At 40.3% G+C, this 24,830-nt stretch carries 22 protein-coding genes and 1 tRNA gene; 14 read left to right on the top strand and 9 right to left on the bottom strand.

Going from position 1 to position 24,830, the window contains the following annotated elements; genetic code table 11:
- Window positions 1-9: 9 nt before the first annotated feature.
- The 6 genes from VCM39_RS13080 to VCM39_RS13055 all read right to left on the bottom strand — a co-directional run bounded on the left by VCM39_RS13080 (window position 10) and on the right by VCM39_RS13055 (window position 3,078).
- The gene (locus VCM39_RS13080; protein ID WP_322932497.1) at window positions 10-633 is read right to left on the bottom strand and encodes a hypothetical protein; all 624 of its coding nucleotides are present in this window, start codon (window positions 631-633) and stop codon (window positions 10-12) included.
- Window positions 605-874, bottom strand: coding sequence for a DUF3408 domain-containing protein (locus VCM39_RS13075; RefSeq protein WP_322932498.1), 270 nt, complete (start codon window positions 872-874; stop codon window positions 605-607). The genes VCM39_RS13080 and VCM39_RS13075 overlap by 29 nt, the downstream gene beginning before the upstream one ends.
- On the bottom strand, window positions 867-1,649 hold the full coding sequence (locus VCM39_RS13070; RefSeq protein ID WP_322932499.1) for a ParA family protein: 783 nt from the start codon (window positions 1,647-1,649) through the stop codon (window positions 867-869). Before VCM39_RS13070 ends, VCM39_RS13075 begins: the two co-directional genes overlap by 8 nt.
- Window positions 1,650-2,002: 353 nt before the next feature.
- Window positions 2,003-2,227, bottom strand: a complete 225-nt coding sequence (locus tag VCM39_RS13065; protein WP_130062051.1) for a hypothetical protein — start codon at window positions 2,225-2,227, stop codon at window positions 2,003-2,005.
- Between the two features lie 6 nt (window positions 2,228-2,233).
- Window positions 2,234-2,647 carry a DUF3408 domain-containing protein gene (locus VCM39_RS13060; RefSeq protein ID WP_322932500.1) on the bottom strand — a complete coding sequence of 138 codons (414 nt, stop codon included), beginning with the start codon at window positions 2,645-2,647 and terminating at the stop codon, window positions 2,234-2,236.
- A gap of 113 nt (window positions 2,648-2,760) precedes the next feature.
- Window positions 2,761-3,078 carry a hypothetical protein gene (locus VCM39_RS13055; protein ID WP_322932501.1) on the bottom strand — a complete coding sequence of 106 codons (318 nt, stop codon included), beginning with the start codon at window positions 3,076-3,078 and terminating at the stop codon, window positions 2,761-2,763.
- A gap of 348 nt (window positions 3,079-3,426) precedes the next feature.
- Between VCM39_RS13055 and VCM39_RS13050 the strand changes: the two genes are divergently transcribed.
- The 3 genes from VCM39_RS13050 to mobC are packed head-to-tail and all read left to right on the top strand — an operon-like array spanning window position 3,427 to window position 7,090.
- Entirely contained in the window at window positions 3,427-3,846 is a 420-nt protein-coding gene (locus VCM39_RS13050) for a hypothetical protein (RefSeq protein ID WP_322932502.1), read from the top strand.
- Window positions 3,831-5,087, top strand: a complete 1,257-nt coding sequence (mobB, locus tag VCM39_RS13045; protein ID WP_322932503.1) for a conjugal transfer protein MobB — start codon at window positions 3,831-3,833, stop codon at window positions 5,085-5,087. The genes VCM39_RS13050 and mobB overlap by 16 nt, the downstream gene beginning before the upstream one ends.
- A 23-nt stretch (window positions 5,088-5,110) precedes the next feature.
- Window positions 5,111-7,090, top strand: a complete 1,980-nt coding sequence (gene mobC / locus VCM39_RS13040; RefSeq protein WP_322932504.1) for a conjugal transfer protein MobC — start codon at window positions 5,111-5,113, stop codon at window positions 7,088-7,090.
- Between the two features lie 104 nt (window positions 7,091-7,194).
- Here the strand turns inward: mobC and VCM39_RS13035 are convergent, their stop codons facing one another.
- Complete coding sequence (locus VCM39_RS13035) at window positions 7,195-8,424, bottom strand: phage integrase SAM-like domain-containing protein (protein WP_322932505.1); 1,230 nt, start codon at window positions 8,422-8,424, stop codon at window positions 7,195-7,197.
- Window positions 8,425-8,566: 142 nt separating this feature from the next.
- Window positions 8,567-8,639, bottom strand: a tRNA-Thr gene (locus VCM39_RS13030).
- A gap of 593 nt (window positions 8,640-9,232) precedes the next feature.
- Between VCM39_RS13030 and VCM39_RS13025 the strand changes: the two genes are divergently transcribed.
- The 4 genes from VCM39_RS13025 to VCM39_RS13010 are packed head-to-tail and all read left to right on the top strand — an operon-like array spanning window position 9,233 to window position 13,763.
- Window positions 9,233-11,659: an SLBB domain-containing protein gene (locus VCM39_RS13025; RefSeq protein ID WP_221649058.1), complete on the top strand. Its 2,427-nt coding sequence runs from the start codon at window positions 9,233-9,235 to the stop codon at window positions 11,657-11,659.
- A 21-nt stretch (window positions 11,660-11,680) separates the two neighbouring features.
- On the top strand, window positions 11,681-12,793 hold the full coding sequence (locus VCM39_RS13020; protein WP_221649057.1) for a Wzz/FepE/Etk N-terminal domain-containing protein: 1,113 nt from the start codon (window positions 11,681-11,683) through the stop codon (window positions 12,791-12,793).
- The gene (locus VCM39_RS13015; protein ID WP_221649056.1) at window positions 12,769-13,293 is read left to right on the top strand and encodes a UpxY family transcription antiterminator; all 525 of its coding nucleotides are present in this window, start codon (window positions 12,769-12,771) and stop codon (window positions 13,291-13,293) included. The genes VCM39_RS13020 and VCM39_RS13015 overlap by 25 nt, the downstream gene beginning before the upstream one ends.
- Before the next feature lie 5 nt (window positions 13,294-13,298).
- The gene (locus VCM39_RS13010) at window positions 13,299-13,763 is read left to right on the top strand and encodes a WbuC family cupin fold metalloprotein (RefSeq protein ID WP_221649055.1); all 465 of its coding nucleotides are present in this window, start codon (window positions 13,299-13,301) and stop codon (window positions 13,761-13,763) included.
- Here VCM39_RS13010 and VCM39_RS13005 read toward each other — a convergent pair.
- The gene (locus VCM39_RS13005) at window positions 13,760-14,965 is read right to left on the bottom strand and encodes an ROK family transcriptional regulator (protein WP_221649054.1); all 1,206 of its coding nucleotides are present in this window, start codon (window positions 14,963-14,965) and stop codon (window positions 13,760-13,762) included. The two genes, VCM39_RS13010 and VCM39_RS13005, sit on opposite strands and share 4 nt — an antisense overlap.
- Before the next feature lie 251 nt (window positions 14,966-15,216).
- Between VCM39_RS13005 and VCM39_RS13000 the strand changes: the two genes are divergently transcribed.
- The 7 genes from VCM39_RS13000 to VCM39_RS12970 all read left to right on the top strand — a co-directional run bounded on the left by VCM39_RS13000 (window position 15,217) and on the right by VCM39_RS12970 (window position 24,825).
- Window positions 15,217-16,134 carry a dihydrodipicolinate synthase family protein gene (locus tag VCM39_RS13000; RefSeq protein WP_221649053.1) on the top strand — a complete coding sequence of 306 codons (918 nt, stop codon included), beginning with the start codon at window positions 15,217-15,219 and terminating at the stop codon, window positions 16,132-16,134.
- A 10-nt stretch (window positions 16,135-16,144) separates the two neighbouring features.
- Window positions 16,145-17,323, top strand: coding sequence for an AGE family epimerase/isomerase (locus VCM39_RS12995; protein ID WP_289294154.1), 1,179 nt, complete (start codon window positions 16,145-16,147; stop codon window positions 17,321-17,323).
- Between the two features lie 373 nt (window positions 17,324-17,696).
- Window positions 17,697-18,932, top strand: a complete 1,236-nt coding sequence (locus VCM39_RS12990) for an MFS transporter (protein ID WP_289294155.1) — start codon at window positions 17,697-17,699, stop codon at window positions 18,930-18,932.
- 99 nt (window positions 18,933-19,031) lie between these two features.
- Window positions 19,032-20,666 carry a sialidase family protein gene (locus VCM39_RS12985; RefSeq protein WP_221649050.1) on the top strand — a complete coding sequence of 545 codons (1,635 nt, stop codon included), beginning with the start codon at window positions 19,032-19,034 and terminating at the stop codon, window positions 20,664-20,666.
- Entirely contained in the window at window positions 20,663-22,675 is a 2,013-nt protein-coding gene (locus tag VCM39_RS12980; protein WP_322932506.1) for a family 20 glycosylhydrolase, read from the top strand. Before VCM39_RS12985 ends, VCM39_RS12980 begins: the two co-directional genes overlap by 4 nt.
- Window positions 22,676-22,712: 37 nt before the next feature.
- Window positions 22,713-23,468 carry a creatininase family protein gene (locus VCM39_RS12975; RefSeq protein ID WP_221649048.1) on the top strand — a complete coding sequence of 252 codons (756 nt, stop codon included), beginning with the start codon at window positions 22,713-22,715 and terminating at the stop codon, window positions 23,466-23,468.
- 193 nt (window positions 23,469-23,661) lie between these two features.
- A complete protein-coding gene (locus tag VCM39_RS12970; RefSeq protein WP_289294160.1) occupies window positions 23,662-24,825 on the top strand; it encodes a cyclically-permuted mutarotase family protein in 1,164 nt (387 codons plus the stop codon).
- The last annotated feature ends 5 nt before the right edge of the window (window positions 24,826-24,830 follow it).

Below are 24,830 nucleotides of genomic sequence, written 5' to 3'. Positions count from 1 at the left end.
TTATCTATTTTATTTATTAAACCATTTATCAATTTCATTCGGATCTGTGTCCCCTGATCTATTGCCAATATTTTCATCGGTACATTCATCAAGCAATTTTCCTAGCTTTGCTGAGAAAATGGCTGACTGACTTTCAAATATTTTTGTGCCTAAAAGTTTATCAACCGTTTTCTGTACACTTTTAAATTCTTCTGGAGAACAAAGCCCTGGATTATCAGCAACTCTATTCATTCGTTCTATATCCTCTATTGATACTCCTGTAGCTACTGACTCTGTATCTTCAGAATTGGTTATGTTGTACTCCAGTGGTATTTCTTCAGCCGAAAGATCTATTTCTCCTTCGTCCATTAATGAGATTGTTATACTCTTGCTTCCTTCTGAATCTTTCATGTTATCCGACTCTTTGGATTGAATAAAATCAGACGCATCAGGAATCTTAGTCTTACTTTCTCCAATTATATTTTGTACCGGCTTTATTACGGTTTTAGAAACTCCCATGATACTTCTAAGTGGAGTATCCTTCTTTTTCTTATTTTTTTCATCTTCTTTTTCTTTTAGATGGGGAAGTCTTTTGTTCGTTTCTTGACGGATAGCTTTACAGATACTATCGAGGGGTAATACCTTCGTCTTCAAATAGCTCCTGAATAACGTCAGCATATTCATGAATATGATCTTCTAAAATATTGGCGACGATATGCGAGACGCAGGATTTATTGATTCCTGCAAGAATACTTATTTGCCGCATCCTTTGCATAAGCTGTACAGGCAACACCAGGTTGATCGGTTTCTTCTCTTCAGAAATCTTTCTTTCTCTTATTTTCAGAAAGCGTGCTTTGTACTCTTTTTTTTCTCCAGTCGATTTGCCTTTACTCATTGTTTTTAGTTTTTAATTCAGTTATTGTAATAATTTCATTGAAAAATGTCTCCATAGGTACACTTGTGCCACGCAAGGCGGCTTGTGAGAAGGGAAAGAGCGTTGATCTAAAAATTATTTTCGGATCATTCTCCTGTTCCATCTCTTTTTGAAAGGCTGCTGCCATTGGAATACGCTCGGACAATACCGATAAACCAACTTCTTCAATAACCTTTTCATAACTTGTATATAATAATGTCTTGACACTACGCTGTATCCTATTCCAATATAGATGCAGTTTTGATGACTTTCCTAAGTCACGATATAATTCAGACATCAGATGAGCAAACTCTATTTCACTTTCAAGAACTACCCGGTCCGCTTCAATTGGTATGAATAAGTGATCCATCTCAGCCAATGCGGACAATATACCCGGAGTATTAATAGTACCTGGAAAGTCAAAGAAGATCACATCATAGGTCCCTGGCATATCTGAACATAAATTTATTGAATCAGAAATTGCTACATTTATATCACTTCCTATAACAGGATAGGGCTTCTTCTTTAAAGCCTCCATTTGCTTTTTAAATGAATTCGAATATGTCTGTATAGATTGTAACTTTGATACTTCACGGGCACGAAGTTTTAATAAACTATGTTGTGGGTAATCGCAGTCTAAAACAGCGACATTCATACCTTGTTTATAGTGTAAATAACTAGCAAACAGTATTGTGAAAACTGTTTTTCCCACTCCGCCTTTTTGAGAGCAAAAGCTCATTCTTACAGGTCTATTCATTCCTTTTATTTTATTGAACGTTGCAAAGGACAATATTTTTTCGTGGCAAAACAATACCCTATGCGCATGCAGGGATAAGAAAGGACATTGTTTGGGTGTTTGAGGGACACAAAAGGACATGCTGTAAAAAACATAAACATTGAAAATGGATGGAATTCATGAATATAGAGGGCTTGTTTTATAAGAGATTATAAAACAGGTTTGGGATTCAGGCAAGTTCTTGAGATGGTAATGAAGATCATCTTATATAATGATAAAACTTCCATATGATTATCATATAGAAGTTTTGCAAAGGTTCTAATACATAAAAATAACAAGAATCTTCCATATATTCACTATATAGAAGATTCTTGTTATTTTCTATCCTTTTTAGGCGTTCGCTTTCTTATTAGGTGTGATTGAGTTATGATAGCACGTTTTGTTGGAATGCTTTTTCCGTCTGCCAAGCCGGAATGCAGTAAGGTATTAAGGGTAATTCCGACTTGTTCTTCTGTGAACTCATCAAAGATTGCAGCAAAGCTACCGAAAAAGCGGTTTTTCTTTTCAAATATCAAGTGTACATGTATAACCTTTGTCATATGAACTTATAGTTGTTTTTTTTCCAATTGATTAATTTCATTTTCATACTCCTTTAAGTGTTGTAATAGCACATTGTTTATATATGTATTAACTGAATGTGGCATCCCTGCCTGTTCCATATAAAGTGCAACTTGCTTAAATTTGGATGAGATGTCTGACGGGATAGATATGCGAGAACGTGTCCGGACGTTACGAGCAGAGACTTCGAATAATGAATTTAGGGTTGGTTTACCCTTATTCTTAGAATGAGTCTTTATACTATTCTCTTTTACTTTAGCTTGGGGCGGTGTATTCAGCGAGTCCTTAATCTCATGACTCATATCAGAATCTAAGGTTGTTTGATTTTTCGCCTGGCGATTGCCAGCAATACTCAGTTTGATTTTTTCTTCGTCAATAAAATAATCTTCAACTTCTTCCATAATAGTTCTATTTTCCTGCAAATAAAACGAAAAATACTATGCTATAAAATAGCCTATGCGCAAGCGAGGACGTGAAAGGATGTTCTTAAATCTTTAAATATTGAATTGCTGACTTACAGTTTACTTTCATTATGATATGATAAATAGCCATTTATACAAGTAGCCAAATAACCATCTGTACAAGTAGCCCAATAGCCATCTGTACAAGTAGCCAAATAACCATCTGTACAAGTAACCAAATAGCTATCTGTACAAGTAGCCAAATAACCATCTGTACAAGTAGCCAAATAACTATCTGTACAAGTAGCCAAATAGCCATCTGTACAAGTAGCCAAATAGCCATCTGTACAAGTAGCCAAATAGCCATCTGTACAAGTAGCCCAATAACCATCTGTACAAGTAACCAAATAACCATCTGTACAAGTAACCATATATGATATTCTGTATCATTTTGATAGAATTTTAATATCATTCTGCTTTTCCTTTATGCGTGTGGATACAGGGACGAAGAAGGACATGAAGAAATTACTATCAGATAAAAACGGCTATATCTTTGTAAGTGGGTCTTTTCTCTTTTTTTGATTAGGGAAGTCCACCCGCAGGGGAGAGCATCCCGCATGGCAAAATCTGAAACGGAGTGAAAGATTTTTATCTGCTCCAGCAGATAGCGAGTTGTATTTTCGTCGAGCGAAAATCAAATTGTCCGACGACAATTTGTATTCCACCGTAGGTGGGGAAATTGCTCCCAAGTCGCAATTTTAAACTAAATATATATGAATATGAAAACTAAAGAAAAAGGAAGAAAGAAAAAAGACGAGAGTCTCGTCAAAGGTAACAGAGTCGGCTTTAGACTGAATCCTGAAGAATTGGTTGAACTTGATAGACTGGTATATAATGCAGAAGCCAAAAGCCGGACCGAATATATAAAAGCAGCCATTTTTAAAAGAGAAATACGTATTACGAAAACAGAATCCGGAGTGAAAGAATATTGGAAATTGCTGAATAACATTCAGGCACAATATCGCAAAATTGGTATTAACTATAATCAGGTAGTGAAGATATTGCATACAACATTTGAAGAAAAAAAGGCACTTGCTTTTCTTTTCAAATTGGAAAAAAGCACAATTGAGTTAGTGACTTTAAATAATGAGATAATAGAATTAACTAATAAAATAGAAAAAAAATGGTTGCAAAAATAAGTCATGGCAGCTGTGTTTATGGGGTATTTGAGTACAATCAGAACAAAGTAGACAATGGAGAAGCTACCGTACTGAATAGCTCTAGGTTTATCTATGATGAATATTATCACCATAGTGTTAGTAACTGTGTGAAATCGTTAGAAGATTGGTTGGATGCCAACAGACGTACCGAAAAACCAATGGTTCATATATCGCTCAATCCTGATCCCAAAGATACAATAGAAGATGACCAGGCTATAGAAATTGCAGAAAAATACCTTGATCAAATGGGATATGCTGACCAGCCATATATTCTATATAAACACGAAGATATTGCCCGAATACATTATCATATTGTGACGATTTGTGTTGGATTGGATGGAGTGAAGATAAATAGTGATTATGAAAAAAGAAGATCAATGAAAGCGTGCAGAGATATTGAAAAAGAATATGGTTTACACGTTCCGACCAAACAACAGATGAAAGAACAAAGCCGCCCTATGAAAGTTGATTATTCTAGAGGAGACATTCAAAGTCAAATAGCCGGTAACATAAATACGGCCATTTCTAACTATAATATTAGAAATATAACCGAATACAAAACTCTCTTAGAACTGTTTAATATGACAGTTACAGAAGTGAATGGATATAAAGACGGTAAAAATATTCGGGGACTTGTCTATTCAGCAACTAATGAGAAAGGAGAAAAGATTGGAAAGTCTTTGAAATCATCGCTCTTTCCTAAGAAGTACTCCAGAAAGGAGCTGGAAAAGAGATTTGAGAAAAATAAGAAGAATCAGTTATCGAACAGAGATAGGGACTTTATGCGAAAGGTAATAGTACAATGTATGTACCAGTGCAAAGAAAGAAGTCGAACACAATTCACAGATCTGTTAAGAAAAAGAGGAATGGATTTAATTTTAAGAGATACGAAAGAAGGAGGATTATTTGGAGTTACCATTGTGGATCATAACACCCATAGGATACTAAAAGGTTCTGAAGTAGACAAAGCATTTAGCGCAAAATCACTGAAAGAATTCTTTGGAAATCTAGACTATATTATACCATTTCCTTTAGAGAATAAAGGACTGGACATGGAAAATTCTCCAACTAAAGAAAAAGAAGATTATTTCCAGAAATTAGAAGATTCTGTTTTTGCCGGACTGTTACCAAGTGGAAGTGAGTCTGATCCGGAAGAAGAAGCATATAAAAGGATGTTACGTAAGAAAAAGAAGATAAAACGTAATCAAAAAATCCAATAGTAAATTAATCAATATTAAATTATATGGGACAAGAAGATGATCAAAGAGGAATGGGTAAGGTGATAGATTTGCTACGTGCCGTATCCATTATCCTCTTAGTTTTAAATGTTTATGTTTTCTGCTATGAATGGTTCTTGCAGAAAGGAATTGTTAATAAAATAGTTTCACAAGTAATTTTTAATCTTTCAAAAACAGGACTTTTTGAACAGGAGTTAAACACGAAATTAGGAAGCTTGCTTTTGCTTGGCTTTAGTTGTTTAGGAGTCCGAGGCACAAAAAGCGAGTCGGCATCGTGGAAACAGATATACATTGCAGCAGGAGTTGGTATATTATTGTTTTTTTTCAATGACATTGCTTCGTTGTTAGGTTTTACGACAAGAAACCAAGTATTCATATATGCCGGGACAATAGGAGCCGGTTATACTGCAATATTTGCAGCTGCAATATGGATTTCCAGATTGATCAATGTTAATATCATGGAAGATACATTTAATACAGAGAATGAATCTTTTATGCAGGAAACTCAATTGATGGAAAATGAGTATTCTGTTAATCTGCCAACACGCTTTTGGTACGATAAAAAACAATGGGACGGTTGGATTAATGTAGTTAATCCGTTTAGAGCTGTATTAGTTTTAGGAACACCTGGTTCTGGTAAGTCTTATGCGATCATAAATCAGTTCATCAAAACGCAAATAGAGAAAGGATTTGCCATGTATATATATGATTTTAAGTATCCGGATCTATCTACAATCGCTTATAATCATTTACTAAATCACACAGAAGGTTATAAAGTTAAACCAGTCTTTTATGTGATAAACTTTGATGATCCAAGCCATAGTCATAGATGTAATCCTATTAATCCTGCATTTATGACTGATATCGCTGACGCATATGAAGCTAGTTATACGATTATGCTTAACCTCAATAAGACATGGATTCAGAAACAGGGTGACTTCTTTGTAGAATCCCCGATAATTTTACTTGCCGCAATTATTTGGTTTCTCAAAATTTATGAAAATGGAAAGTATTGTACATTTCCGCATACGATTGAATTTCTGAATAAAAGTTATGAACAAATATTTCCTATTTTAACGTCATATCCAGAGCTTGAAAACTACCTCTCGCCATTTATGGATGCATGGGAGTCGCAGGCACAAGATCAGTTGCAGGGACAGCTTGCAAGTGCTAAGATCCCATTGTCCAGAATGATCAGCCCAACTTTATATTGGGTAATGACAGGAGATGATTTTACGCTGGATCTCAATAATCCTAAAGAACCGAAAGTTCTGTGTGTGGGTAATAATCCTGATCGTCAAAATATCTATTCAGCAGCTCTCGGATTATATAATAGCCGCATTGTTAAGCTAATAAACAAGAAAGGAAAACTTAAAAGTTCTATTATTATTGACGAGCTACCGACAATTTATTTTCGGGGACTAGATAATCTGATAGCCACAGCACGAAGTAATAAAGTCGCATCTTTATTAAGCGCACAAGATCTTTCACAGTTGAAACGTGATTATGGGGATGGCGAAAGTAAAGTAATTCAGAATACAGTTGGTAATGTGTTTTCTGGTCAGGTAGTAGGCGATACTGCCAAGATCCTAAGTGAACGTTTCGGGAAAGTCCTACAAAAAAGACAGAGCCTGACTATCAACCGAACTGACAAATCTACTTCCATATCCACCCAAATGGACAGTCTGATACCTGCTGCCAAAATTTCAAATCTCACACAAGGTGTATTTGTTGGTTCTGTAGCCGACAATTATGACGAGAGAATTGAACAAAAAGTATTCCATGCTGAGATCGTGGTAGATAATGAGAAAGTTAAGATGGAAGAAAAAAGCTATGTTGATATACCCACTATTATAGATTTTGGAAGTGAAGAATGTATGAAACAGACAATCGAAAGTAATTACAGGCAAATTAAAAAAGAGATTGCTGAACTGGTATATTCCGAATATAGCAGATTAGAAGCAGAAAAGAAAAAAAAGAAATGATAGATATCCCCAACTAAAAAAAAGAAAAAGAGCCTTTATTTTTTTTTAGTTGGGGTATGTATTAGAATAGTTGATCAGAATGGTTTGTGATCACTCGATAATATTCATAAACGCATCATCATAATATCGGAATGCATTTCAATGTAATCTTTGAAATCTTCAGGATTATTTGTATAGTCAATGACCCTCCTTATTGCAATATCTGCTTTCTTTTGTTTTATTCTAACATAATATCTAATAACACCACGAGTCTTGTCTGAATGACCAAGGCAATAGTCGATAATATTGTCCGGTATTCCTAAATCGGACGCAAACTGAGCAAACGTCTTACGAGCAGAATAAAAGCAAAAATCAGTTTTTATCCCCACTTCTGTTGCTAGCATTTTTAAGCACTTGTTCAGGTAACATTGGAAATTTTTATAGCTAAAATTATACTGAAAATCTAATAATCCATTTTTTGTTATATATTTATTTACAATAATTCTTACCTCTTGTGGCATTGTAAAAGTTATAGGTTTAGGCTCTTGATCGCTATATCTTGTTTTCTTCCTAATGAAATGTAATTCATTCCCACTAAAATCAATATTCATAATATCCACAAGATTAATGCCGCCAAGATAAAAGGAGAGCAGAAATAGATCTTTAGCCAATTCAAGACGTTTATAAGTGGGAGTAAACTTGCGTATTTTAATAAAATCATCAATGCTTATATCAACCTGTTTAATTGCTGACCTGGGCATTTTTGTATATGCAAACGGATGTATCTCATATTTTACTACACCTTCACGGATAGCTTCATTAATACAAGCCTTTAGATGGCATAGACGCATTTGCTTTGTCGCATTGCTTAGTTTAGCCATGCCAATGATGAATTTATCAATCGTAGCAGGAGAGAAGCTCTGAAGCGTAATATCACCTAAAATGGACAAGATTTTATCTAAGGTGTATGTGTTCATGTCCGCATAACCTTCTCGACCTTCTTTTTTAAAGCGTTTTATACGCAAATCCATGTATTCTTTTACAGTAACAGGAGTATCTAGCTTCTGTTTGCCTTTTAGTATTTCAACTAATTGCGAACACTTGTAGATGTGAGGATTTGAAATGCTATCAAGTTTCTCTTGATATTCAGAAAGTACATACTTTAGTCGCTGATTTAGAGTATTTGCATCTTTCCGACAGACGACGAGTCCATTATCAAACTCGTAAAACTCATCAATTAGATAATTCGTTTTAATATAACGAACTTCTCTTTTCTCAGTCACTGCAATAAATATGGGATATTTCCCAATTGAATTTTTCCTTGTCTTAAGGATTACAAGATGTAAAGTTGCCATAATTTTAACAGTTAAAAGACAAACAAATCGACAAACAAAATGACTTGTACACGGGTGTTTTTTGCCTTTTTTTTAAAATTGCAACATTGTTTTTAAAAGAAAAACGCTGATTAAATGTGTGATAATCAGCGTTTTGTTCAAGAGCCGCTAGCCAGACTTGAACTGGCGACCTACGCGTTACGAATGCGTTGCTCTACCAACTGAGCTATAGCGGCAGGACTCGTTTACGGCGTGCAAAATTACAGCTTTATTTGAAAAAACAAAAAGAAAGCCAATCTTTTTTTGATAATAATTATTATAGTGTATTTGTAGTTACTATCAAAGTCTGGTTTCAGCGATTAGTTTTACATTTTCAATATTAATAAAATGTAGTCAGGTGGGAAGAAGCTAATGGAAAAATTTAGTATAAAGAGGACGATGTAGATAAAATAGAATTTACAATATTATGAAATATGGGAGAGCAATAAGACTAAATGTTAAATGTTAAAGAAAATATTTGTTTTGCTAACTCTGAAAAAAAAGCTGATATAAAAATAGCTTAAAGATAGTGATTATATGGAGGACTTGAGCTGTTTTATAGTTGTTTTGCTTTAATATAATATTGATTTTCTGTAGATTGATAGTTGGTAAAAAAGAATTTTTATCTTTGTGCACCGAGATATCATTATGTACTATTTTTGAACATATTTATTCGTTTTAGGTATTTTCTGAAACTTCGGAATGAAATAAATGTATATTATGAAAATAATGTATTATATTTGTGCCCGATTTAAGAAAGAAACTCAAAAAAGATTTATCAGAATATCTTATGCGTAGATTTATCACACTGTTCTTTTTGACGTTTACTTTGACTGGGGCAGTAATGGCACAAATGTCCGATGATCAAGTAATCCAGTATGTGAAAGATGGCCAGAAATCGGGAAAGAATCAAAAGCAGCTTATAACAGAATTGACTGCACGAGGCGTAACCAAACAACAGGCTGAGCGAATAAAAGAACGATACGAAGAGGGCCAAGGGGCCGATGTTGCCGTTGTAGATCAAAGTGTTGCATCACAACAAAGAGAAAGGAGGCAGGATGCTTCTAATGAAGTGACAGCCGGAACATTTGATGTTATCAGTACAGAAGTAAGTGACCCTACTACTAAAGGTACAGCTGCTGCAGCTCGTTTAGTCTTTGGTCGCAATATCTTTAATAGCCGGAATTTGACATTTGAACCTAATGTCAATATGGCTACTCCACCTAATTATCGTTTGGGTCCCGGTGATGAAGTTATTATAGATGTATGGGGAGCCAATGAAGCCAGTATGCGAAAGACCATTTCTCCGGAGGGAAATATAATGGTTAATCTGTTAGGTCCGGTTTATTTGAATGGCATGACCGTTGCAGAAGCAAACAGCTTTCTCAAAAAAGAATTCAGCAAGATTTATTCACAGGTATCAGGTACCAATCCGGAATCTGAAGTACGACTGACGTTAGGACAGATACGCTCCATTCAAATTAATGTAATGGGTGAAGTTGCTGTCCCGGGCACTTATATGCTATCCTCTTTATCTACGGTATTTCATGCGTTGTATCGTGCGGGAGGAGTCAACAATATCGGTAGTTTGCGTAGTATCAGAGTGATGCGTGGTAGTAACTGCATTGCCGACCTGGATGTATACGATTATATCTTAAGAGGAAAATTGTTAGATGATATTCGCTTGATGGAAGGGGATGTAATCATTGTTCCTCCTTATGAGAAGCTGGTTGATATATCGGGTAAGGTGAAACGTCCGATGTATTATGAAATGAAGAAGAACGAAACACTTGCTACTTTGATAAAGTATGCCGGTGGGTTCTCTGGTGATGCTTATACAAAAGGAGTCCGTCTGGTACGTCAGAGTGGACGTGAATACAAGCTGTTCAATATCGACGAAATGGATTATTCCGTATTCCATTTAGACGATGGCGACGCAGTGACTGTAGGTTCTATCCTGGATCGTTTTGAGAATCGTGTTGAAGTTCGCGGAGCTGTTTACCGTAGTGGTATGTATGAGTTAAGTGGCAATATGAATACGGTGAAACAGCTGATCCAGAAAGCAGAAGGTTTGAAAGGTGATGCCTTTTTGAATCGTGCACAATTATTCCGTGAGCATGAAGATTTGACATTAGAAGTTATACCTATTGATCTGAAAGGTATGATGAATGGTTCGGTGGCCGATATTCCTCTTATTAAGAATGATGTATTGGTAATCCCCAGTATCCATGAACTTCAGGAGCGTGGAGCATTTACGATTGGAGGACAGGTTGCACGTCCCGGTACATATCCTTATGCCGAAAATACCACATTAGAAGACCTTATCGTGCAAGCTGGTGGTTTGCTGGAAGCTGCATCTACTGTTAAAATAGATATCTCCCGTCGTTTGAAAGATCCCAAAGGTATGACGTCTACCAGCCGTTTGGGTGAGGTGTTTACTTTCTCTGTAAAAGATGGTTATGTTGTTGACGGAACTCCCGGATTTGTGTTGGAGCCTTATGACGAAGTTATAGTACGTCGTAGCCCTGCTTATCAGGTGCAGCGTAAAGTCAGCGTTTCGGGCGAAGTTGTTTTCGACGGTGGATATACCCTGTTGAAGAAGAGCGAACGTTTGTCTGATTTGGTTGCCCGTTCGGGTGGTTTGACTGCTGATGCGTATGCAAAAGGTGCCCGTCTTATCCGTCGGATGAATGATGAAGAGCGTGCTCTTCGTAGCGCTACTTTGCGTATGGCTATTCATAGTAGCGGTAAAGATTCTGTTGCTTTGGGAAGTCTTGCGTTGAGTGAACAATATACAGTGGGTATTGAACTGGATAAAGCATTACAGAATCCGGGTTCTGATTATGATATGGTACTACGTGAAGGAGATCAGTTGATCGTACCGGAATACTTGAGTACAGTTCGCATTAATGGTGAAGTGATGTATCCCAATACCGTATTATATAAGAAAGGAGCTAAGTTAGGACATTATATTGATCAGGCAGGTGGCTATGGAGCTCGTGCCAAGAAGAGTAAGGCTTATATTGTGTATATGAATGGTACAGTATCAAGGGTGAAACGTTTGCGTAAAGCGAAAATAGAGCCGGGGTGCGAAATCATTATTCCAACGAAGCGTGAGCGCAAGCGTGTGGATATTGCACAAATTATCGGTTTGACTACCTCGGCTGCTTCAATCGGTACAATGGCAGCTACGGTTGCAAATTTATTGAAGAAATAATATAAAAAAACCGTGGATAACATGAACGAAGAAACTGATAAAAATAAAATACCTCAGCCTGTTGAGGAGCAGGAAATAGATTTGATAGAGTTGGCCAAAAAGGTTTGGGCTAACCGTAAATTGGTTTTCAAAACTTGTGGGATTGCTGCAATAGTAGCACTTGTAGTTGCTTTTAGTATCCCTAAAGAGTATGCTACCAGTGTGACACTTGCTCCTGAGACAACAGGAAAATCAACAGGTGGGAGCATGGGAGCTTTGGCTGCTATGGCAGGTGTTAATTTAGGCAATTCCGGAGGAGATGATGCTCTTTTTCCTGATTTGTATCCGGATATTGTAAGTTCGACTCCTTTTCTGACGGAGTTGTTTGATGTAAAGGTAGAAGATCAAAAAGGTGAGTTAAAGACTCGGTTATACGACTATCTGGACGAACATCAAAGAAACCCGTGGTGGGGAACTATTATATCTGCACCATTTAAAGCTTTGGGATGGGTAGTTTCTTTATTTAAAGACGAACCTGTGGGACAGGGAGATGGTAAAGTTAATCCATTTATGCTAACTAAAGATGAGGCTGCTATTGCCGATGCTTTGAGTAAACGCATTTCTGTGTCTGTAGATAAAAAAACTGGGGTGACTACTTTGTCTGTTACTATGCAGGATCCATTGATATCAGCTGCATTGACTGATACTGTGATGCGTCGTTTGCAGAATTATATTACAGATTATCGTACCAATAAAGCCCGCCATGACCTGAAGTTTACTGAAAAATTATATGATGAAGCCAAGGCTAACTATTATGCAGCACAACAAAAGTATGCCCGGTATGCCGATGGTAATCAGAATATCGTTTTACACAGTGTCCGTACGGAACAAGAACGTTTGCAGAATGAGATGAGCCTTGCTTATGGGGTATACAATCAGGTTGCTCAGCAATTGCAGATGGCTAAGGCTAAAGTACAGGAGATTACTCCTGTATATACAGTAGTACAACCAGCGACGGTGCCTTTAAAGCCCGCTAAACCAAATAAAATCATGATTCTTATTGGCTTTGTATTTTTGGCAGGCGTTGGTAGTGTGGGATGGATTCTTTTTGTTAAAGACTTATTAAAGGGATGGAAACAACAAACAGAGAAATAGAAGGAAAAACTTCTTGCTGGTATGCTGTCTATACAGCTGGCAGAGCGGAAAAAAAAGTGAAAGAACGGCTCGATAAAGCTGGCATTGAAAGCTATTTGCCACTTCAGTCTGTAATTCGTTTGTGGAACAATCGTAAGAGAAAGGTAATGATTCCTGTTGTTCCGGGTTATATCTTTGTGCATCTGCCGGTGGGCGATGTTGCTAAGGTTAAAAGTGTAAAAGGGGGTTCTTTCCTGCTACGCGAAGAAGGGCGTTATGTCTCTATTCCGGAATGTCAGATGGAGGTCTTTCGTTCGATGGTAGAGAATGCCGGTGAATTTATTGAATTTGCTGAAGAACTGACTCCGGGAATAACAGTTCGGGTGACTCGGGGACAATTGGAAGGGGCGACCGGTGAGTTGCTTGATTGTCAGGGTAAGAATAAATTAATGCTTCGTATCGCGGGGTTGGGATGTGCATTGGTCACTGTTGCTTCGGATACTATTGAAAAAGTGAAGTAAGCGTTATGAAGTTAATTACTGAAGCTTTGCTGAACACGGTATCCGGACAGGCTAAGGAGAATCCGCGTCTGCGTATGAATTACAACTTCCATGAATCTATGGATGCACCGATTCATCGTATGTTGAATGCGTTGGAACCCGATACATATTTACCTCCGCATCGTCATAAGGATCCGGATAAAGAAGAAATATATCTTGTTCTCCGTGGTAGCCTGCTTGCTATTCTGTTTGATGAAGAAGGAAATGTGACAGAGAAGGTAAACCTGAATCCGGAAAAAGGTATGTATGGAATAGAGATTCCACCTTGTACATGGCACTGTATTGTAGTGCTTGAGCCTGGTACGGTGATATATGAAATAAAGCAGGGGCCTTATGCTCCGTTGACTCCTGAAAATATGGCTCCCTGGGCACCAGATGTGACCGATGGGGAAGGTATAAAAGCTTTTATGAAGCGGATGTCCGAGGGTTAATCCTCGAACATTCTGCTTCGTGCAAGCATGCAAGCTCCTACTATTCCGGCTTTGTCTTTCAGCTTTGAAGTGAGAATAACCGAATCTTTATTCACCAGGTTGAGAGAATATTTTCGAATCGCGGTTTTTATCGGTTGTGTGATATAATCTCCGGTAAGCGACAGAGTGCCTCCGATAATTACCAGTTCCGGATTGAAAATATTGATAAGTCCGGCAATCTGCTTTCCTAATTTTTGCCCGATTTCTTCCACTATTTCGATACAAAGAACATCTTCCTTATTGACAGCTGCAATGATCTCGTCCAGGGTGATAGGATCTTCTGACGAAATGCGGTCGGACAGGATGGAGTTTTCTCCGTTTTTAATACGCTCCAGTAATATGCGGTGCAGCGCCGAACCTGATGCTTCAGTCTCGATACATCCTTTTTTCCCACAGTGGCAAATGATTTCGTTTTCATAAGCACTTACGTGTCCGAACTCACCCGAGAATCCCGATTTTCCGGTGTATATTTTCCCGTCAATGATGATCCCTATACCCAGTCCCCAGCTGACATTGACGAATATAATATTCTTTTCTCCCTTTACGCATCCCTGCATATACTCTCCGTAAGTCATGGCGCGCGTATCATTGTCTATTGTTACTTTATAGCCAAGTTTTTCTGTCAAGACATCCGCCAGCGGGCGTTCTTCAAAATTGAACTGACTGAAACTATAACCCGATTCCGGATTTACCCGCCCTGATACATTTACATTGATATTTAATATTTTCTCTTTATTGATATTGAGTTTTTTTATAAAGTTTGCTATGAGTTTGCACAGTTCATTCAACCCTTCTATTGAATTTTCAAATTGATAGGGGATATTCATTTTGAGTTCCATCATATCTCCTTTAAAGTTGATAAGTCCGATATTGATGGCAAACTTCTTGATATCTACTCCGATGAAGTAGCCGGATTCCGGATTGAGTCCGTACAGATTGGGGTGTCGTCCACCACTTGTTTCCAGCTTACCATAGTCGTTGATATATCCGTCTTCACACATTTCATCTATGAATTTGGTAACGGTTGGCACACTCAAATCCATCTCTTTTGAGAGGTCGGTAATGGTTGAACTACCGTTGTATATATAATGTGTAATGATTCTCTTCTTTACAAGGGCATTTTTGGAGCCCATTTCTATTTCTTTAAGCAGATTATGTTTCATATATGCCATGTTAGTGATTAATGCTGAACAAATATACGGGTATTTTAAATATTTCGTTTCGTTTTAGCTCTTTAATTTATTAATATTCTTTCTTTATTGGTTTATATAAGAAGATATAATAAATAATATAACTTTTATATAGGTATAATAATAAAATAATTTAGAAATATACTTGCTGTTAATTAAGAAGTTTTTATATTTGCAACATGAATGTTTAAATAAATTGTTTGATATATGAAAACTGTATACTTATGGAAAAGATTATTGGATTGATTGATGCCCCTTTTACTCCTTTTTATGAGGATGGGGAAGTAAATTATGAGCCGATTGCAGCCTATGCCGTCATGTTAGCGAAGAATGGTTTGAAAGGTGTTTTTATCAACGGTTCTTCCGGCGAAGGCTATATGTTGACAGAAGAAGAGCGCATGAAGCTGGCCGAACGTTGGATCGAAGTAGCTCCCGAAGGTTTCAAAGTGATTGTTCATGTGGGCAGTACTTGTGTGAAGTCGAGCCGGCGTCTGGCAGAACATGCACAAAAGATAGGTGCATGGGGAATTGGTGCAATGGCTCCTCCTTTTCCTAAGGTAGGTCGCGTAGAAGAGTTGGTGAAATATTGTGAAGAGATTGCTTGTGGTGCACCCAATCTGCCTTTCTACTTTTATCATATTCCTGCTTTTAACGGCGCCTTTCTGTCTATGGTAGCTTTCCTTGAAGCGGTAGACGGACGTATCCCCAACTTTGCAGGTATTAAGTATACGTATGAAAGTTTGTATGAGTACAACCAATGTCGTCTTTACAAGAACGGCAAATTTGATATGTTGCATGGACAGGATGAAACGATTCTTCCTTGTCTGGCTATGGGAGGTGCTCAGGGAGGAATTGGTGGTACTACCAATTACAATGGTTGCAACCTGGTTGGTATTATCGACGCATGGAATGCAGGTGATTTGGAGAAAGCACGCGAACTTCAGAACTTCTCTCAGGAGGTTATCAATGTGATTTGTCACTATCGGGGCAATATTGTTGGTGGTAAAAGAATAATGAAATTGATAGGTCTGGATCTTGGCAAGAACCGTACTCCGTTCCAGAATATAACCGATGAAGAAGAAGCACGTTTGAAAGCTGAGTTAGAGGCCATTCACTTCTTTGAGCGTTGCAATAAATTTTAAATCTATTTTTATGAATGTAACCGAATACCTACAGACATGGTCGGCCTCGTACAAGGCTGACATGCTGGATAATATTATGCCTTTTTGGTTGAAGCATGGTCTGGACCGCCAGAATGGAGGTATATATACTTGTTTAAATCGTGACGGTTCGCTGATAGACACTACCAAATCCGTTTGGTTTCAGGGGCGTTTTGCTTTTACATGCAGTTATGCATACAATCATATTGAGCAGAACCCCGACTGGCTGGCTGCGGCAAAGAGCACACTTGATTTCATAGAACATCACTGTTTTGATTCGGATGGGCGTATGTTTTTTGAAGTTACAGCATCCGGAGAGCCTATTCGTAAACGCCGTTATGTATTCTCCGAAACCTTTGCAGCCATTGCGATGGCGGAGTATGCGATTGCTTCGGGCGAAAGGGCTTATGCAGAAAAGGCTTTAAACTTATTTAAAGACATTCAGCGCTTTCTCCAGACTCCCGGCATTTTGGAGCCAAAATACTGTGAAACGGTGCATACAAAGGGGCATTCGATTGTCATGATCCTTATAAATACAGCTTCGCGCATTCGGGCTGCCATAGCCGATCCCATACTCGACCAGCAAATTGATGACTCTATTGCTTTGCTGAAAAAGGACTTTATGCATCCGGAGTTTAAAGCATTACTGGAGACAGTGGGTGCTAATGGTGAATTTATTGATACCATAAATGGACGTATCATCAACCCGGGCCATTGTATTGAAACCTCCTGGTTTATCCTTGAAGAAGCCAAGTTCCGTAACTGGGATAAACAGCTTACAGACATGGCTCTTACCATTCTCGACTGGTCTTGGGAGTGGGGATGGGATAAAGAACACGGTGGTATTATCAACTTCCGAGATTGTCGTAACCTGCCCCCACAGGATTATGCACATGATATGAAATTCTGGTGGCCGCAGACGGAAGCTATTATCGCTACACTCTACGCTTACCAGGCAACAAAAGATGAAAAATATCTTGCTATGCATCAGCAAATCAGTGATTGGACATACGCTCATTTTCCTGATAGTGATTTTGGCGAATGGTATGGATATCTTCATCGCAACGGAACAGTCTCACAACCGGCAAAAGGTAACATTTTCAAAGGTCCTTTCCACATCCCCCGGATGTTAACGAAGGGCTATGTACTTTGCCAGGAATTACTACCTTAAAACAACAATATATATATATTTTGCCATACGAATTGTTTACGGTTTTTAATGGCATTGTCTATTAACATTATTAACGTAGATGTTAAAGATCGGATTCTTCCTTTGTAAAAGTACGTACTTTTGTAGTATGAAAGTGTACACTCTTGTATAGCAAAAGTGTACATTTAACACTCCATTAAATACGTACTTTTATAATATAAAGAATAGTACTTCTGAATGTGTTGACTATCAATAGATAACCTCACTGAATAGTGAGGTTTGAAAGAAAAAGTATATTCTTATATTTACGGGTGATGAGAGAGATACTTGTTTTAGAGACAAGTATAAACCGTAGCAGGAAGTACGCAATAATAAATAAAAAGAACTGCATATTATGAAAAACTCAAGAATTTATCCATGGATTGTGGTAGCTCTTCTCTGGGGAGTGGCATTACTCAATTACATGGATCGTCAGATGCTCTCGACGATGAAAGACGCCATGCAACTGGATATTGCAGAGCTACAATCAGCTACTAATTTCGGCCGTTTGATGGCTGTGTTTCTTTGGATATACGGATTTATGAGCCCGGTAGCCGGTATGATTGCCGACAGGCTGAATAGAAAGTGGTTAATTGTAGGGAGTCTTTTCGTATGGTCTGCTGTCACTTTTGGCATGGGATATGCCGAAACGTTCAGTCAGGTATATTGGTTGCGCGCTTTGATGGGAGTTAGTGAAGCACTTTATATTCCCGCCGGGCTTTCACTGATTGCCGACTGGCATCAGGATAAATCCCGGTCATTGGCAGTAGGTATACACATGACGGGGCTTTACACAGGGCAGGCTATCGGTGGCTTCGGTGCTACGGTAGCAGCGGCATACTCCTGGCATACTGCTTTCCATTGGTTTGGTATTATCGGTATTATCTATGCTTTGATTCTGGTGTTGTTCTTACATGAGAATAAAGAGCATATTGAGATTGAACGTTTACGCAGAGAGGAGCCGAAGCAGAAATCATCTGTATTCAAAGGCCTTTCTTTGTTGTTCAGTAACATTGCATTTTGGGTAATATTGTTCTATTTTGCCGCACCGAGCCTTCCGGGATGGGCTACAAAGAACTGGCTGCCTACGCTGTTTGCCGAAAATTTGAATATTCCGATGGCCGAAGCGGGGCCAATGTCAACTATAACGATTGCTTTGTCTTCTTTCGTCGGTGTATTGCTTGGAGGTGTTCTTTCGGATAGATGGGTGTTGAAGAATATCCGTGGTAGAGTTTATACCGGTGCTATCGGATTGGGACTTACAATTCCGGCGCTGATGTTGTTGGGATTTGGCCACAATACAGCAGGCATCGTGGGAGCGGGTTTGTTGTTTGGTGTGGGCTATGGCATTTTCGATGCGAACAACATGCCTATTCTGTGCCAGTTTGTGTCAACTAAATATAGAGCCACGGCTTATGGTATAATGAATATGACTGGTGTATTTGCCGGAGCAGCGGTTACCAGTTTGTTGGGACGCTGGACCGATGGTGGCAATCTGGGATTGGGCTTTGCATGGCTTAGCGTTGTTGTTCTGATAGCATTGGCGTTGCAACTCTATTTTTTGCGGCCTAAAACTGATAATATGGAATAGACTTTATCTATGCTAAATAACTTAATTATCCTCCTATCCTGTAAAATGAAAAATAGTATCTTTGTCCTCAATAATATTCATACAATTTTAATCATTACCATGAAAAAGACCCCTCTTCTGTTTCTCCTTTTCTGCTTTTTATGTACCACACCTGTGCTTTATGCAGCAGATACTATATTCGTTAAGGAAGCGCGTATCCCTGTCTTGATCGAAAGACAAGACAACGTTCTGTTCTATCTGCGCCTGAATGCACAAGAGAGCAAAAAACTAAATAATGTGGTTTTGAAATTAGACAAAGGAACAAGGCTTTCAGATATTCAATCGGTGAAACTTTATTATAGCGGTACAGAGGCGTTGCAGAATAAGCATAAGAACCGTTTTGCACCAGTTGAATACATTTCCAGCCATGCTGTGGGAAATACGCTGGCTGCCAATCCGTCTTATTCAATCAAAAAAGCCGAAGTGAGTAATCCTAACGCCGAAGTTACATTGAAGGGCAGCCAAGATCTGTTTCCAGGTGTCAATTATTTCTGGGTCAGCTTGCAAATGAAGCCTTCCACTCCGCTGGCCGCTAAGGTTACGGCGAGTATCGCCTCTGTGACAGTGGATGGTAAACAAGCACTTATAGATATTGTATCTCCGAAAGAAACAGAACACCGCATGGGGGTAGGCGTGCGTCATGCCGGAGATGATCAGTCGGCCGCATTCCGTATTCCGGGATTGGTGACTACCAACAAAGGTACGCTGTTGGGAGTGTATGACGTGCGCTATAATAGCAGTGTTGATTTGCAGGAGCGCGTCGATGTAGGTTTAAGCCGGAGTACGGATGGTGGAAAGACATGGGAGAAAATGCGTTTGCCACTGGCATTTGGAGAGTATGGAGGACTGCCTGCTGCACAGAATGGGGTAGGAGATCCGTCTATTCTGGTAGATACAAAGACCAATACAATATGGATTGTTGCTGCATGGACGCACGGCATGGGCAATCAGCGGGCGTGGGTGAGTTCGCATCCGGGAATGGATATGAATCATACGGCGCAATTGATGATGACAAAGAGTACTGACGATGGAAAGACGTGGTCGGCTCCGATCAACATCACGGAGCAGGTGAAAGATCCTTCCTGGTATTTCCTGCTGCAAGGACCGGGGCGTGGTATCACCATGCAAGACGGTACGCTGGTGTTTCCTATTCAGTTTATTGATGCCACACGTATACCCAACGCCGGTATTATGTACAGTAAGGACCGGGGACAAACCTGGAAAATACATAACTATGCCCGTACCAATACCACCGAGGCACAAGTGGCGGAAGTAGAGCCTGGTGTATTGATGCTGAACATGCGCGATAACCGGGGTGGAAGTCGTGCAGTATCTATAACCAGGGATTTAGGCGAAACGTGGACAGAACATATTTCTTCGCGGAGTGCTTTGCGTGAGCCGGTGTGTATGGCAAGTCTGATAAAAGTAGAGGCAAAGGACAATGTGCTTGGCAGAGATCTTTTGTTCTTCTCCAATCCTGATACAACGAAGGGAAGAAACCATATCACTATAAAAGCCAGTCTGGATGGAGGCGTGACCTGGTTGCCTGAACATCAGTTGTTGATAGACGAGGCCGATGGTTGGGGATATTCCTGTCTTACGTTGGTGGACAATGAAACGATTGGCATTTTGTATGAGAGCAGTGTGGCGCATATGACATTTCAACAGATTAAAATAAAAGATATAGTGAAATGAGGCACATTGTATATAGCGTTGCATTTCTCCTGTTGCTTTGTACATTTCCTACAGTCCGGGCAGGTGAGATTCATTTCCTGCCAGAGCCGCAGCAAGTGAAACTGAGCGGTGAGCAGTTTGATATGAAACGGGTGAGGCTCGTCTCTTCCGTACTTGTTCCGCAACTGGAAGCATGGGTGACCGAAGCGGGAGGGACTGCCGATGAGCGCGCCTCTTCTGTAATTGAAATCCGGTTGGTTGAGAAACTGGAGGGGATACCCTTGAATGAAAATGAAGCATATCGCCTGACGGTACATAGAAACAATATCAGGGTTGAGGCTATCACCGAACAAGGAGCTTATTGGGGATTACAAACATTGAACCAATTGTTGCAGCACCGGAGAGGAAAGACCTTTGTTCGGGGATGTGAGATTGTAGACTGGCCTGCTTTCCGGGTACGGGGATTCATGCAGGATGTAGGCAGAGGCTATATTTCTATGGACGAATTGAAGCGGGAGATCGACATGCTTTCTCGTTATAAAATTAATGTGTTTCACTGGCATCTGACAGAGAACCAGGCATGGAGGCTTGAGAGTAAGCTCTTTCCGGTATTGAACGACAGTTGTAATGTGACGCGTATGCCGGGCAAGTTTTATACGCAGGAAGAAGCTAAAGAGTTGGTTCGGTACTGTAAACAGCGTCAGGTATTGCTGATACCGGAGTTTGATATGCCGGGGCATAGTGCCGCCTTTGTACGGGCCTTTCGGCACGATATGCAGAGCGAAGCGGGAATGAAAATTCTTAAACTGCTGATGGATGAGGTCTGTGAGGTTTTTGAGGTACCTTACCTGCATATCGGCACGGATGAGGTAGCCTTTACCAATCCGCAATTTGCGCCGGAGATGGTAGCCTATATCCGGGCAAAAGGCAAGAAAGTGATTTCCTGGAATCCGGGCTGGCACTACAAACCGGGAGAAATAGATATGACCCACCTCTGGAGCTACCGCGGAAAGGCGCAGGAAGGTATTCCTGCCATTGATTCAAGGTTCCACTACCTGAATCATTTTGACGTATTTGCCGATATAATAGCTTTGTATAACAGTCGCATTTACAATCAGCCTCAGGGTAGTGAGGATATAGCCGGGGCTATCATGGCAGTGTGGCAGGATAGGGTAGTAGTGCCCGAGGAGAATGTGATCAGGGAGAATGCCTTTTATCCTAACATGCTGGCTTTTGCCGAGCGTTCGTGGAGAGGGGGAGGCTCCGAATATTTTAACCGGAACGGTACGGTTCTTCCGGGTGAAGACTCGGAGGAGTTTAAGAGTTTTGCTGATTTTGAAGAAAGAATGTTGTGGCACAAAGAGCATCATTTCAAAGGATATCCCTTTGCTTATGTGAAGCAGACAAATGTGAAGTGGAACATTACGGATGCTTTTCCCAATGGAGGAAATCCGGAACAGGCATTTCCACCCGAAGCCGGACTCAAAGATCAGTATATATATGATGGCAAAGCGTATAATGTGCGGCAGGCTATCGGTGCGGGTATCTATCTGCGTCATGTATGGGGTACGCTGGTCCCCTCTTTCTATAAAGAGCCGGCAGAAAACCATACGGCATATGCCTATACATGGGTATATTCGCCCAAAGCACAGGATGTGGGGCTGTGGGCGGAGTTTCAGAACTACGGACGTTCGGAGAAAGACTTACCTCCTCCAGCCGGAAAGTGGGATTATAAAGGGAGCCGCATCTGGCTGAACGATAGTGAAATACTTCCTCCTGTGTGGACGGCTACCCACACAAAGCCGGATAATGAAACGCCTTTGGGTAATGAAAACTTTACAGCCCGCCCTCCTTTGAAGGTACACTTGAATAAGGGGTGGAATAAGGTGCTGCTGAAACTTCCGGTAGGGAAATTTACGACTCCTCAGGTTCGTCTGGTGAAGTGGATGTTTACAACTGTTTTTGTCACGCTTGATGGCGAACATGCAGTAGACGGGTTGATTTACTCGCCGGAGAAGAAACTAAAATGATTTTGTATCTATTGAATTCAGATAAAAAAGGATGACGATGAATAAAGAAATTGACTTGTCCGTATCATGCTACGGAAAAACGAGAGAGTTAGTTTATGATTTGGTACTGCTTCCCTGGGGAGCTACCGAACCGCACAATCTGCATCTGCCTTATTTGACAGATTGTATCTTGGCACACGCCATTGCCGTTGATGCGGCAGAGCGCAGTAAAGAGTTGTATGGTGTGCGCTGTATGGTGATGCCTCCTGTAACTATGGGGTCACAAAATCCGGGACAGCGCGAGTTACCCTTCTGTATACATGCCCGGTATGAGACTCAGAGGGCAATCCTTACGGATATCGTGGCTTCACTCCATACACAGGGCATTCGCAAAATGGTGATTATCAATGGACATGGCGGGAATAATTTCAAGAATATGATTCGCGACTTATCTGTTGATTACCCGGACTTCCTGATAGCTTGCAGCGAGTGGTTTGCGGTGCTTCCGGCAAAGGAGTACTTCGATCGGCCAGGCGACCATGCCGACGAGGTGGAAACTTCTGTGATGATGCATTATCACCCGGAGTTAGTTAATCTGGAAGAAGCCGGTGAGGGTAAATACAAACCATTTGCCATAAGTTCACTGCAAGAAAAGGTTGCATGGATTCCGCGAAACTGGCAGAAAGTATCTGAGGATACAGGCATCGGAGATCCCCGGCTGGCTACGGCAGAAAAAGGTAAAAGATACGCCGGGGCTGTGGTAGAAAAGTATGCGCAGTTGTTGGGGGAATTGGCGAAAGGAGATATATACTGAGTTTCACCACAGAGTAGCACAGAGTTTTAAATCTTTATTGAAACGCGGATTAACGCGGATTAATGTAGATTAAAAGCCTGTAGTTCCTTATCATCTATTTGTTTCCCTTTGCGAAAATTTGCGTTTATCTGCGTTTCAATAAAGATTTAATTCAGTGTTACTCTGTGGTAAAATCTTCCATGATCTATATATTATGAAAAAGTCCTCTCTCATAGTCCTGTCACTGATCGCCACTGTAATCACGGGCGGTCTGCTCCCGGCATGTACCTCCTCTTCCGGGCAGAAGGCCGCCTCTTGTGCCATACGTATAGAGCATATCTCCGGTTTTCCGGATTATGAGCCCGGATACTCTCTGGGAGTGTCGGCATGCTATGCCGGTTTTATAAACGACGAACTAATCATTGCAGGCGGTTGTAATTTCCCTGGTATACCTGCTTCCGAGGGAGGTGAAAAACGTTTTTATAAAGGCATATATAGGGGCCTGCCTGCCAACGACTCTACATTGACATGGACCCAAATAGGTGAACTCCCCGTTGAGGCTGCCTATGGAGTAACGCTTTCACTGCCTCATAAACTGATCTTTGTAGGTGGCAATCATTCCGCAGGCAGGCTTTCTGCCACCTACTCTTTGTCATTGAATGCCACAGGTGACGCTGCTATTCTTGACACATTGCCCGCGTTACCTTTTGCTTTAGATAATATGGCAGGCGCTGTTCTTGGGAATGTTCTTTATGTGTTCGGGGGTAACAAAGCAGGTGTTCCCTCTGCTTCTCTGTTCTCTTTGAGTATGGAGAATCCTGCTGAGGGCTGGAAGGAAGAGCCAGCCTTGCCCGGAGCTCCACGTGTGCAACCGGTTTGTACTGCTCAGGAGGATGCGCTCTACATTTGGGGAGGCTTTTCACCTTCCTTAGGAGAGAATCAGGAGGCCACGGTTGCTACGGATGGCTATCGGTATCTTCCGGCATCGAAAACATGGGAACCCGTATCGGCACCTGTGGTCCCGGCCACAGGCGAACTTCTTACTTTGACGGGAGGGGCCTCCATAGCCTGCTCGGACAGTCTTATTCTTTGTGTAGGCGGAGTGAACAAAGAGATTTTTCTGGATGCAATCAGCGGAAGTTATAGCCGGGTTACTAAAGAAAATTATCTGACGCAACCCGTAAGCTGGTATCGCTTTAACAACCGCTTGATGGTATATGATATCCACCGGAACGGCTGGGATGAATGGGGACAATCTTCCGGTCTGGCACGTGCCGGTGCTGCTTTGGCAGGAAGGCAACAAGAAGTCTTCGTTATAGGTGGTGAGACAAAGCCCGGCATTCGTACAGCACAAATTTGCAAGATCGTAATTGAATGAACATT

The organism is Bacteroides mucinivorans (assembly GCF_034654355.2).
GTDB lineage: Bacteria > Bacteroidota > Bacteroidia > Bacteroidales > Bacteroidaceae > Bacteroides > Bacteroides nordii.
Note: the sequence above shows the minus strand (reverse complement) of the source record. Positions and strands in the feature narration are given on the sequence as shown.

Coding starts and splice junctions, on each gene's coding strand:
- VCM39_RS13010 (WP_221649055.1), top strand. CDS start 13,299: ATGAAGTTAATTACTGAAGCTTTGCTGAACACGGTATCCGGACAGGCT.
- VCM39_RS12980 (WP_322932506.1), top strand. CDS start 20,663: ATGAGGCACATTGTATATAGCGTTGCATTTCTCCTGTTGCTTTGTACA.
- mobB (WP_322932503.1), top strand. CDS start 3,831: ATGGTTGCAAAAATAAGTCATGGCAGCTGTGTTTATGGGGTATTTGAG.
- VCM39_RS13070 (WP_322932499.1), bottom strand. CDS start 1,649: ATGAATAGACCTGTAAGAATGAGCTTTTGCTCTCAAAAAGGCGGAGTG.
- VCM39_RS12985 (WP_221649050.1), top strand. CDS start 19,032: ATGAAAAAGACCCCTCTTCTGTTTCTCCTTTTCTGCTTTTTATGTACC.
- VCM39_RS13075 (WP_322932498.1), bottom strand. CDS start 874: ATGAGTAAAGGCAAATCGACTGGAGAAAAAAAAGAGTACAAAGCACGC.
- VCM39_RS12970 (WP_289294160.1), top strand. CDS start 23,662: ATGAAAAAGTCCTCTCTCATAGTCCTGTCACTGATCGCCACTGTAATC.
- VCM39_RS13060 (WP_322932500.1), bottom strand. CDS start 2,647: ATGGAAGAAGTTGAAGATTATTTTATTGACGAAGAAAAAATCAAACTG.
- VCM39_RS13025 (WP_221649058.1), top strand. CDS start 9,233: ATGCGTAGATTTATCACACTGTTCTTTTTGACGTTTACTTTGACTGGG.
- VCM39_RS13000 (WP_221649053.1), top strand. CDS start 15,217: ATGGAAAAGATTATTGGATTGATTGATGCCCCTTTTACTCCTTTTTAT.
- VCM39_RS12990 (WP_289294155.1), top strand. CDS start 17,697: ATGAAAAACTCAAGAATTTATCCATGGATTGTGGTAGCTCTTCTCTGG.
- VCM39_RS13020 (WP_221649057.1), top strand. CDS start 11,681: ATGAACGAAGAAACTGATAAAAATAAAATACCTCAGCCTGTTGAGGAG.
- VCM39_RS13035 (WP_322932505.1), bottom strand. CDS start 8,424: ATGGCAACTTTACATCTTGTAATCCTTAAGACAAGGAAAAATTCAATT.
- VCM39_RS12975 (WP_221649048.1), top strand. CDS start 22,713: ATGAATAAAGAAATTGACTTGTCCGTATCATGCTACGGAAAAACGAGA.
- VCM39_RS13055 (WP_322932501.1), bottom strand. CDS start 3,078: ATGGTTACTTGTACAGATGGTTATTTGGTTACTTGTACAGATGGTTAT.
- VCM39_RS13065 (WP_130062051.1), bottom strand. CDS start 2,227: ATGACAAAGGTTATACATGTACACTTGATATTTGAAAAGAAAAACCGC.
- VCM39_RS13050 (WP_322932502.1), top strand. CDS start 3,427: ATGAAAACTAAAGAAAAAGGAAGAAAGAAAAAAGACGAGAGTCTCGTC.
- mobC (WP_322932504.1), top strand. CDS start 5,111: ATGGGACAAGAAGATGATCAAAGAGGAATGGGTAAGGTGATAGATTTG.
- VCM39_RS13005 (WP_221649054.1), bottom strand. CDS start 14,965: ATGAAACATAATCTGCTTAAAGAAATAGAAATGGGCTCCAAAAATGCC.
- VCM39_RS13015 (WP_221649056.1), top strand. CDS start 12,769: ATGGAAACAACAAACAGAGAAATAGAAGGAAAAACTTCTTGCTGGTAT.
- VCM39_RS12995 (WP_289294154.1), top strand. CDS start 16,145: ATGAATGTAACCGAATACCTACAGACATGGTCGGCCTCGTACAAGGCT.